Origin of the sequence: Streptococcus cristatus (genome assembly GCF_001588905.1) — a bacterium.
In the GTDB taxonomy this organism is placed as follows: domain Bacteria; phylum Bacillota; class Bacilli; order Lactobacillales; family Streptococcaceae; genus Streptococcus; species Streptococcus cristatus_N.
In genome coordinates, this window is the sequence record NZ_LAWH01000025.1 from 16,178 (window position 1) to 27,142 (window position 10,965).

The 10,965-nt window shown below is 43.3% G+C and carries 9 protein-coding genes; 8 read left to right on the forward strand and 1 reads right to left on the reverse strand.

Annotated features, from left to right (window positions below; translation table 11 throughout):
* Positions 1-3: 3 nt before the first annotated feature.
* The 7 genes from mecA (at position 4) to sufB (ending at position 7,196) form a co-directional block, all read left to right on the forward strand.
* Positions 4-747, forward strand: a complete 744-nt coding sequence (mecA, locus tag A0765_RS05050) for an adaptor protein MecA (protein ID WP_062005031.1) — start codon at positions 4-6, stop codon at positions 745-747.
* Positions 738-1,910: a glycosyltransferase family 4 protein gene (locus tag A0765_RS05055; protein ID WP_062005033.1), complete on the forward strand. Its 1,173-nt coding sequence runs from the start codon at positions 738-740 to the stop codon at positions 1,908-1,910. The genes mecA and A0765_RS05055 overlap by 10 nt, the downstream gene beginning before the upstream one ends.
* Before the next feature lie 83 nt (positions 1,911-1,993).
* Complete coding sequence (sufC, locus tag A0765_RS05060) at positions 1,994-2,764, forward strand: Fe-S cluster assembly ATPase SufC (protein ID WP_062005035.1); 771 nt, start codon at positions 1,994-1,996, stop codon at positions 2,762-2,764.
* 41 nt (positions 2,765-2,805) lie between these two features.
* The gene (gene sufD / locus A0765_RS05065; RefSeq protein WP_062005037.1) at positions 2,806-4,068 is read left to right on the forward strand and encodes a Fe-S cluster assembly protein SufD; all 1,263 of its coding nucleotides are present in this window, start codon (positions 2,806-2,808) and stop codon (positions 4,066-4,068) included.
* Positions 4,069-4,109: 41 nt separating this feature from the next.
* The gene (locus tag A0765_RS05070; RefSeq protein WP_062005038.1) at positions 4,110-5,342 is read left to right on the forward strand and encodes a cysteine desulfurase; all 1,233 of its coding nucleotides are present in this window, start codon (positions 4,110-4,112) and stop codon (positions 5,340-5,342) included.
* Positions 5,329-5,766: a Fe-S cluster assembly sulfur transfer protein SufU gene (gene sufU / locus A0765_RS05075; protein ID WP_062005039.1), complete on the forward strand. Its 438-nt coding sequence runs from the start codon at positions 5,329-5,331 to the stop codon at positions 5,764-5,766. The genes A0765_RS05070 and sufU overlap by 14 nt, the downstream gene beginning before the upstream one ends.
* A gap of 17 nt (positions 5,767-5,783) precedes the next feature.
* Positions 5,784-7,196 (forward strand): Fe-S cluster assembly protein SufB, encoded by a 1,413-nt coding sequence (gene sufB, locus A0765_RS05080; protein ID WP_048766431.1) that lies wholly within the window; start codon positions 5,784-5,786, stop codon positions 7,194-7,196.
* 192 nt (positions 7,197-7,388) lie between these two features.
* On the opposite strand, the gene pbp3 is transcribed toward sufB, so the two are convergent.
* Positions 7,389-8,666 (reverse strand): D-alanyl-D-alanine carboxypeptidase PBP3, encoded by a 1,278-nt coding sequence (pbp3, locus tag A0765_RS05085; protein WP_062005041.1) that lies wholly within the window; start codon positions 8,664-8,666, stop codon positions 7,389-7,391.
* Between the two features lie 279 nt (positions 8,667-8,945).
* On the opposite strand from pbp3, the gene A0765_RS05095 reads away from it, so the two are divergent.
* Positions 8,946-10,904 (forward strand): peptide ABC transporter substrate-binding protein, encoded by a 1,959-nt coding sequence (locus A0765_RS05095; RefSeq protein WP_062005045.1) that lies wholly within the window; start codon positions 8,946-8,948, stop codon positions 10,902-10,904.
* Positions 10,905-10,965: the final 61 nt, after the last annotated feature.

A 10,965-nucleotide genomic window follows, 5' to 3' on the forward strand; every position in this document is an offset into this window, starting at 1 on the left:
GAGATGGAAGTGAAACAGATTAATGATTCGACGATTAAAATCACCATCCAGTTGGAAGATTTGGAAGAACACGGAATGGAAATTGCAGATTTCCTAGTTCCCCAAGAAAAAACAGAAGAATTTTTCTATACCATTTTGGATGAGTTGGAAATGCCGGAAAGCTTTTTAGACAGTGGCATGCTAAGCTTTCGAGTGACACCTAAGCCAGACAAGCTGGATGTCTTTGTGACGAGATCCAAGATTGATAAGAATTTGAATTTTGAGGATTTGGGAAATCTACCAGACATGGATGAGCTCAGCCAGATGTCGCCAGATGAGTTCTTAAAGACTTTAGAGAAAAATATCTTTGAAAAGAGTAAGGATGACCTTGAGGCGGTCAAATCTTTAGAAGCAGCAGAGGCTGATCAGGAGGCCTCTGTAGATTCTTCAGAAGATAGGGAAGAAAATCTAGACCGTTATGTCTACTATATTTTGTCATTTACTGATTTGCAGAGTGCAGTTTCTTTCGCCAAAACGGTTGACTACCCAATAGACCTGTCAGAACTCTATAAATATGACTCTGCCTACTACCTGACTATTTTGGTAGATTTGGAAGAGCAACCTGCTCTTTATCCAGCTTGGTTACTGGCTAAAATGCGTGAATTTGCTGAGGATACAGATATTACACGTTCTGTCCTACAAGAACACGGGCGTCTGCTTTTGGTGACAGAAGCCATCCAACAGTTGCAGAAAGTTGAATGCTTATGATTGCTTTTCCATTGAAGTTCATTTTGGTGCTGCTAGCGACATTTTTTGTCGGAGTTTTGCTGACTCCCCTCGTTCGGCTCTTGGCTTTTAAAATGGATGCAGTCGACTATCCTAATGCTCGACGAATCAATAAAAAGCCCATGCCGAGTGCAGGCGGTCTGGCGGTTGTAGCGGCTTTTACCTTGGCAACTTTGGTCTTCATGCCGCAGATTGTTGGCGTCACTTTTTTTGAACAGACTTATTTTGACTATATTTGGCCGGTTGTGTTGGGGGGCTTGATTGTTGCCCTGACAGGGCTTATCGATGATATTAAAGAATTAAGTCCCCTGATGAAGTTAGGGGGGATTGTGCTGGCTGCCTGTCTGATTTGGTGGCTGACGGATTTTCGCCTAGATGATTTTAAGATTCCTTTTGGTGGTCCTCATCTCTTTTTCCCACCTTGGCTATCTTTTATTTTGACCATTCTCTGGATTGTCTCTATTACCAATGCGGTCAATCTCATGGATGGTTTAGATGGCCTTGTCAGCGGGGTCTCCATTATTTCCTTGCTAACCATGGGCATTGTTTCCTACTTTTTCTTACCGGGTCATAATTTATTCCTGACTTTGACAATCTTGGTCTTAGTAGCGTCTATTGCTGGCTTCTTTCCTTACAATTATCATCCAGCCATTATATATGGCGGGGATACGGGGGCTCTTTTCATCGGTTTTATGATTTCGGTCCTGTCTCTACAAGGCTTGAAAAATGCGACGGCAGTAGCGATTGTCACACCTATGATTATCTTGGGTGTGCCAATTACCGATACTTTTTTAGCAATCGTTCGTCGGACTTTGTCTGGTCAGAAATTTTACCAGCCTGACCGCCACCACCTTCATCATAGGCTCTTGTCCTTGGGATTAACACATCGGGGAACAGTTCTGGTTATCTATGGGATTTCGATGATTTTCTCAATGATTTCCCTCTTGTTAAATGTATCGACCCGCATCGGTGGACTCCTCCTCGTAATTGGACTTCTGCTAGGTGTCGAACTCTTGGTAGAACTAATAGGGGTTCTGGGGCCGCAGAGGACGCCTCTGCTCAATATTCTGCGCTTTATCGGAAACTCTTCTTATCGAGAAGAAGTTCGAGAGAAGAGATACCAAAAGAAACATAAACAAGAATAGTTCTAAACAAAATAAAAGCCTTTTGGGCTTTTTTTTGGTATACTAAAGTATGTAAATCAGCTAAGCAAAGAAAGGAAAAAGAAATGTCTGTCTTAGAAATCAAAGATCTTCATGTTGAAATTGAAGGGAAAAAAATTCTCAAAGGGGTAAATCTTACTCTGAAAACGGGAGAAGTTGCAGCGATCATGGGTCCAAATGGAACAGGGAAATCTACTTTGTCTGCAGCCATTATGGGAAATCCTAACTATGAAGTGACTCAAGGAGAGGTGCTTTTTGATGGGGTTAATATCTTGGAGCTAGAAGTGGATGAACGGGCTCGTATGGGACTCTTCCTTGCGATGCAGTATCCTAGTGAAATTCCTGGTATTACTAATGCGGAGTTTCTCCGTGCGGCCATGAATGCTGGTAAGGAAGACGATGAAAAAATCTCTGTCCGTGACTTCATTACTAAACTAGATGAAAAGATGGAACTGCTCAACATGAAAGAAGAGATGGCTGAGCGCTACCTCAATGAAGGTTTCTCAGGTGGTGAGAAAAAACGCAATGAAATCCTGCAGTTGCTTATGCTAGAGCCAACTTTTGCGCTTTTGGATGAGATTGACTCAGGTCTGGATATCGACGCTCTTAAGGTCGTTTCTAAAGGGGTCAATGCTATGCGTGGAAAGGGCTTTGGCGCTATGATCATCACCCACTACCAACGCCTGCTCAACTATATCACTCCAGACGTAGTTCATGTCATGATGGAGGGGAAAGTTGTTCTTTCTGGCGGTCCAGAATTGGCAGTTCGCTTGGAAAAAGAAGGCTATGCCAAATTGGCTGAAGAGTTGGGCTTCAACTATACTGAAGAAGTCTAGTCAAACATTCTTTTGACTTTGATAAAAGATAGGAGAATGACATGACAAAAGAATTGATTCACGAATTTTCACAAGTTCACGCAGAACCAGTATGGTTGGCTGATCTCCGTCAGCAGGCCTTTGACCAAATTGATCAACTGGACTTGCCAGTCATTGAGCGGGTTAAATTTCACCGCTGGAATCTGGGAGACGGACGGATTTCTGATAGCGAGCCTTTGACCAATGTGCCAGATTTCACGGCTCTTGGAGACAATCTCAAGTTCATCCAAATGGGAACCCAAACTGTCCTTGAGCAATTGCCGGCTGATTTAGCAGAGCAAGGTGTGATCTTCACAGATTTCCACACAGCTTTGGAAGAGATACCAGAGCTGGTAGAGAAGCATTTCATGTCCGCAGTCAAGTATGACGAGGATAAATTGGCGGCTTACCATACTGCCTATTTCAACAGCGGTGCGGTTCTTTATGTACCGGACAATGTTGAGATTGATCGGCCGATTGAAGGAATTTTTTATCAGGACAGCGAAAGCGATGTTCCTTTTAACAAGCATATTTTGATTATCGCGGGCAAGCATTCCAAGGTTAACTACTTGGAACGCTTGGAAACCTACGGTGAAGGAGCTGTTCCAGTAACAGCCAATATCACCGTTGAAGTCATTGCTCAGGCTGGAGCTCAGATTAAGTTTTCAGCTATTGACCGCTTGGGCGAAAATGTAACGGCTTATATCAGCCGTCGCGGTAAGCTGGACAACGATGCCATGATTGACTGGGCTATCGGCGTTATGAACGAAGGCAATGTCGTGGCTGACTTTGATAGCGACCTTTACGGTAATGGAAGCCATGCGGATATGAAAGTAGTGGCGCTCTCAAGTGGCAAGCAGGTTCAGGGAATTGACACCCGCGTGACTAACTATGGCTGCAACTCTATCGGAAATATCCTGCAACACGGGGTTATCCTAGAAAAAGGAACCCTGACCTTCAATGGTATCGGACATATTATCAAAGGCGCTAAGGGAGCAGATGCCCAGCAGGAAAGCCGGGTTCTTATGCTGTCTGATCAAGCACGCTCAGATGCTAATCCAATCCTCTTAATTGATGAAAACGATGTGACAGCTGGTCACGCGGCTTCTATCGGTCAGGTAGATCCAGAGGATATGTATTACCTCATGAGCCGGGGTCTTGATAAGGCAACGGCAGAGCGCTTGGTTGTACGTGGCTTCTTGGGCTCAGTGATTGTAGAAATCCCTGTTAAAGAAGTCCGTGATGAAATGATTGAAAATATCGATATTATTCTCGCAAAAAGATAAAAAGCTGGGCCTTGTCCCGTATTAGTTAGATAGGAGTCTTCATGTCTGGATTTAATGCAGAAGCAATCAAGAAAGATTTTCCCATTTTGGACCAAATTGTCAATGATGAGCCTTTGGTTTATTTGGACAATGCGGCGACAACCCAGAAACCCAAGCAGGTGTTGGCAGCTATCGAAAACTACTATCTTAGAGACAATGCCAACGTCCATCGTGGTGTGCATACGCTGGCTGAGCGGGCGACAGCAGCCTATGAAACAGCTAGAGAAAGAGTTCGTTCTTTTATCAATGCGGCTTCTAGCAGAGAAGTCCTATTTACACGAGGAACCTCGACGGGACTCAACTGGGTGGCTCAGTTTGCGGCTGAAAGGCTGCAGCATGGTGATGAAGTGATGATTTCTATCATGGAGCACCATTCCAATGTCATTCCCTGGCAGGAAGTTTGTAGGAAGACTGGAGCCAAGTTGGTCTATGTCTATCTCAAGGATGGTGCTCTGGATATGGATGATTTTCGTGCCAAGCTCAATGAGCGAACCAAGTTTGTCTCTCTGGCTCATGCTTCTAATGTCCTCGGTGTCATCAATCCCATCAAGGATATTGCCCAGCTGGTTCATCAGCAAGGAGCGCTTTTGGTGGTGGATGGGGCTCAATCCATTCCGCACATGAAGATTGATGTGCAGGATTTGGATGTGGACTTCTTCGCCTTTTCGGGACATAAGATGGCCGGACCTACTGGAATCGGCGTTCTCTATGGCAAGGAAGAGCTGCTGGAGCAGATGTCGCCAGTCGAATTCGGTGGCGAAATGATTGATTTCGTCTATGAGCAGGAAGCAACTTGGAAGGAATTGCCTTGGAAGTTTGAGGCCGGCACTCCGAATATGGCAGGAGCAATCGGTCTTGCGGCGGCCATTGATTATTTGGAAGACTTGGGCATGGATGCCATTGCCCAGCATGAGCAGGACCTGATTGCCTACGTATTTCCTAAGCTGCAGGCAGTGGAAGGCTTGACCATTTATGGCTCTCAGGATTTGGCCCAGCGCTCAGGCGTGATTGCCTTTAATCTGGCTGGTCTCCATCCGCATGATGTCGCAACGGCTCTGGACTACGAAGGAGTAGCTGTTCGGGCGGGTCACCATTGTGCCCAGCCTTTGCTCACCTATCTACAGGTGCCAGCGACTGTGCGGGCCAGCTTTTATATCTACAATACCTATGCGGATTGTGACAAGCTGGTAGATGCTTTAGAAAAGACAAAGGAGTTTTTCAATGGCGCTTTCTAAGTTAGACAGTCTTTACAAGGCCGTTGTGACAGACCACTCGGCTCACCCACATCATCATGGTAAGCTGGAAGATGTGGAGCAGGTAGTTCTCAATAACCCAACCTGTGGTGATGTCATCAGTCTGTCTGTGAAGTTTAATGCGGAAGATAAGATTGAGGATATTGCCTTTGTGAATTCTGGCTGTACCATCTCAACGGCTTCGGCCAGCATGATGACGGATGTAGTTCTGGGTAAGACAAAAGAGCAGGCGCTGGAGTTAGCAGAAGTTTTCTCACAGATGGTTCAGGGTCAGGAAGACAGTCGCCAGAAAGAATTGGGAGATGGAGCCTTTTTAGCAGGCGTTGCCAAATTCCCGCAGCGGATTAAGTGTGCGACCTTGGGTTGGAATGCCCTCAAGCGAGCAATTGAAGAAGATAAAAAGTAAGAATGTGAAAGGAAATTATGTCAGAAGAAAGAGTAGAACCAAAACCGATTGATCTCGGTGAGTACAAGTTTGGTTTCCATGACGATGTTGAGCCTGTCCTCTCAACAGGGAAAGGGCTGAATGAAGCGGTCATTCGTGAGCTTTCTGCAGCCAAGAATGAACCAGAATGGATGTTGGATTTCCGCCTTAAGTCCTACGAGGTTTTCAAGAAAATGCCAATGCAGACTTGGGGACCAGATTTGTCAGAAATTAATTTTGATGACTTGATTTATTACCAAAAGGCCTCTGATAAGCCAGCTAGAAGCTGGGATGAAGTGCCTGAGAAGATTAAGGAAACCTTTGAGCGGATTGGGATCCCAGAAGCGGAGCGAGCTTACCTTGCTGGTGCAGCTGCCCAGTATGAGTCCGAAGTGGTCTACCACAATATGAAGGAAGAATTCCAAAAGCTTGGAATTGTCTTCACAGATACTGACTCAGCTCTTAAGGAATACCCAGAGCTTTTCAAGCAGTATTTTGCTAAGTTAGTTCCGCCGACAGACAACAAGTTGGCTGCCCTTAACTCTGCAGTTTGGTCTGGTGGTACCTTTATCTATGTGCCAAAAGGTGTCAAGGTAGACATCCCACTTCAAACCTACTTCCGTATCAACAATGAAAATTCCGGTCAGTTTGAGCGGACTTTGATTATCGTTGACGAGGGAGCAAGTGTTCACTACGTAGAAGGATGTACAGCGCCTACTTATTCAAGCAACAGCTTGCATGCGGCTATTGTTGAAATCTTTGCCCTTGACGGTGCCTATATGCGCTATACGACCATTCAAAACTGGTCAGATAATGTCTACAACCTTGTAACCAAACGAGCGCGGGCTATGAAGGATGCAACAGTTGAGTGGATTGATGGAAATTTGGGTGCCAAAACAACCATGAAATACCCATCAGTCTATCTGGACGGAGAAGGAGCGCGTGGTACTATGCTCTCTATCGCCTTTGCTAATGCTGGGCAACATCAAGATACGGGTGCTAAGATGATCCACAATGCGCCACACACCAGCTCGTCTATCGTGTCTAAATCCATCGCTAAAGGTGGAGGAAAAGTTGACTACCGTGGCCAAGTGACCTTTGCTCGCAATTCTAAGAAATCTGTCAGCCATATCGAGTGTGATACTATTATCATGGATGACTTGTCTGCTTCAGATACTATTCCATTTAATGAAATTCACAACTCACAGGTGGCTTTGGAGCATGAAGCTAAAGTTTCTAAGATTTCTGAGGAGCAGCTCTACTATCTCATGAGCCGTGGCCTATCTGAGTCCGAAGCGACTGAAATGATTGTCATGGGCTTTGTTGAGCCATTCACCAAGGAACTGCCGATGGAATACGCTGTTGAGCTCAACCGCCTCATCAGCTATGAAATGGAAGGGTCTGTTGGATAAAAAGAGGCGTTGGCCTCTTTTTAATTGTGAATAAATCTTTGCTTAAGCAAAGTGTTTAAAAAATTCAGAGGACCTGTTAAACAGTAGCAGAATACTATATTGCTAATTAACCCTCAAAGAACTTTTTTTGATTACGTTAAACGTTTACGACTATACAAATAACCGCGAATCAATTGATTCGCGGTATTTCTTTTATAACTTCTCATTGACAAAGCGGATGAAGTTGTTCCACCAGACTTTAAAAATAATAGCTTTTTCAACCTTTTTTTCTGTAACCATAGAAATAGAAGTTTTCTTATTTTCGATGTAGCCCTGGCCGATCGGCTCAGAATCTGTATAAGTGAGGGTACCTACTACACTACCTTTTTTCAAGGGTGCCTGCAGCTCCTGTGGACTTGGAGTAAAGGTGACTTTATGTTCAGCCTGATTGGCTATCCGTTCTAGAATTACCAGGTCCTCACTAGCAACTGCAGCGACCTTATCCTCTTGGCTGTCTCTAATAGCTACTTGTGAGTTATTATATCGTTCCCCTTTTTTGACAAGGACTGTCGGAGAGAAATTCTGTGTAACGTAGGTCATTAGGCTAGATGTAACGCCAAAACGGGTATTAGGGTCGTTATCTTCTTGTGCGACTCCTAAAACGACTGTGATCAATCGCATCCCTTTTTCACTTGTTACACCGACAAATGAAACACCACTCTGCTCAGACCCGCCTGTCTTCAAACCCTTCACTCCTGTCCGAAAACTAGGAGAGCCTTCCAACATTAAATTGGGATTTTCTAGTTGGATTCCTGCAAAATTCACATGAGATTTGGAAGTGATACCAAGGACCTCTGGGTAGTCATCAATCAGATGTGAGGCAATCACAGCTATATCATAAGCACTGAACTTATTGACAGTCTCTTGTTTTTTCTTGCTTTTAGAATTCTCTGCGGTCTCTTCTTCAGCACTGCTAGTTTCTAGCGAACCATCTAATAAACGAATATCCGTACCAGTAGCATTTACAATGGTTGCATCAGAGATATTCCATTCCTTGAGTTTGGCTTTCATCATTTTGACAAAATTTTCTTCACTTCCACCAACTTTTTCTGCCAGAGCGATGGTGGCGCTGTTGGCACTGGCCAAAAGAGAGGCATTCAGTAAGTCCTTTACCTTGTAGCGTCGCGCTTCCAGAGGCAAGTTTGCGATAGATGGATTTACTGTCAGCTGGTAAGCATAATCAGAAATATCAACCTCAGTTTCTAGGCTCAGTTTGCCATCAGCAATGGCCTCGTAAACCAGATAAGCAGTCAAAATGTTAGTAATAGCACCGACTTCTAGTGGGCTTGTAGCCTCCTTTTCATAGAGGATTTTTCCTGAGTTTGCATCGACAGCAATGGCGCTTTTAGCGGCAATTTCATAGTCATCTGCCAGAACAGGCTTGGCAATCAGACCAAAGAATAGCAGTAGGAATACAAAAAGTTTTTTCATTTCTTTCCCCTAGATTAGTAATAAATCTATTGTAACATAAAAAAGCCGATATTTTTGATAATCCTATTCAAGAATCCTTGTAAAATATTGAACAAATTTTTATTTATAAGATTTCCTGCATGTTTATGAAAATATATGAAAATGCATAGAAATTTTCCTATACTTTGTTTCAATAAAAATAAGAAAAATGCATAGAATTTTAAAATTTTCTTAAATAAGACTTGTATTTGTCTAGAAATGATGTATAATAATACATAATCTAAAGAAGGAGATTTGCTCATGAAAAAATCTAAATGGTTGGCTATTACTGGTTTGGTTGCAGCATCAGCGCTATTCTTAGCTGCTTGTGGCAAGTCAAGCACCAGCTCGGCAAAGACATATTCTTATGTCTATAATACAGATCCAGATACATTGGATTATGTAAACTCCAATCGCGCCTCCACTTCTGACGTTATTGCCAATTTGGTCGACGGTCTTTTAGAAAATGATCAATATGGGAATCTTATCCCTTCATTGGCTGAAGACTGGACTGTGTCTAAAGATGGCCTAACTTATACTTATAAGTTGCGTAAGGATGCTAAATGGTACACAGCAGAAGGTGAAGAGTATGCTGCTGTCAAGGCACAAGACTTTGTCACAGGGCTCAAGCACGCTGCAGATGAAAAATCAGAAGCATTACCAATCGTGCAAAACTCTATCAAGGGATTAGATGCTTATATCAAAGGGGAAAGCAATGATTTCTCTACTGTCGGTGTTAAGGCAATCGACGACTATACAGTTCAATACACCCTGAATCAGCCAGAAAGCTATTGGAATTCTAAGACAACCATGGGCATTCTCTTCCCGATTAATGAAGAATTTCTGAAGAAAGAAGGCAAAGACTTTGGTACCGTGAAACCTTCCGGTATCCTCTACAATGGTCCATATGTATTAAAGGCATTTACTTCTAAGTCTGTTATCGAATATTCTAAAAACCAAAACTATTGGGACAAGGACAATGTGAAGATCGAAGATGTCAAGTTGACTTACTACGATGGTTCTGACCAAGAGTCATTGATCCGTAACTTTACTGATGGTGCTTACACACAAGCTCGCCTCTATCCGACTAGCTCAAACTACGCATCAGTAGAAAAGAAATACAAAGACAACATCATTTTTACTCCACAAAATTCAACTAGCTATTTCTATGCCTTTAACTTGAATCGTCAGGCTTATAGCCATACTTCTAAGACAGATGCCCAAAAAGCTGCCAGCAAAGAAGCAATTCAAAATAAAGACTTCCGCCAAGCAATCAACTTTGCTTTTGACCGTAAATCCTTTGGTGCCCAGATGAATGGTAATGAAGGAGCAACGAAAATTATCAGAAGCTTGCTTGTCCCTCCTAGTTTTGTACAAGTAGATGGCAAGGACTTCTCAGATGTCGTTGAATCACAGTTGGCTTCTTATGGCGATGAATGGCAAGGTGTCAAATTAGCTGATGCCCAAGATAGCATCTACAACCCAGATAAGGCCAAGGCAGAATTTGCTAAAGCCAAAGAAGCTTTGCAAGCGCAGGGAGTTGAATTCCCAATTCATCTAGATGTACCAGTTGACCAGACAGATAAAATCATGGTGCAGCGGACCAACTCTTTCAAACAATCTGTTGAGGCAGCTCTAGGCCAAGAAAACGTTGTGATTGACGTGCATCAAATGTCATCAGACGATTTTGATAACTCTACTTACTTCGCAGAAACAGCTGCCCAAAAGGACTATGACCTCAATATGTCTGGTTGGTCAGCAGACTACCAAGACCCAGTAACTTATCTGAATATCTTTAACCCAGAGACAGGGGATATCTTGGACAATATTGGTCTGACAAAAGGTCAAAACCAAGACCTTGCTTCCAAGGTTGGTTTAACGGACTACAAAGCGCTTTTGGATCAGGCAGATGCAGAAAAGCAAGATACCAATGCTCGCTATACGAAATATGCAGCAGCGCAGGCTTGGTTAACAGATAGCTCTATTGTGATCCCATCTATTTCTGCAGGCGCTTCACCAATGGTTCAAAAGGTCGTACCATTTACCAAAGCCTACTCTTATGTAGGTATCAAGGGTGATGTCTATGTATTTAAGGGAATGGAGCTTCAAGATAAGGTTCTGACAGTAGCTGATTATCAAAAGGCTTTGAAAAAATGGGAAAAAGAAAAAGAAGAATCAACTAAAAAAGCTCAAGAAGAGTTAGCAAGTCACGTTAAGTAACAGAAAAGAGGCTGGGACAAAAGTCCTAGCCTCTCAATTGTCTTTGGATTGTCGAGCAAGA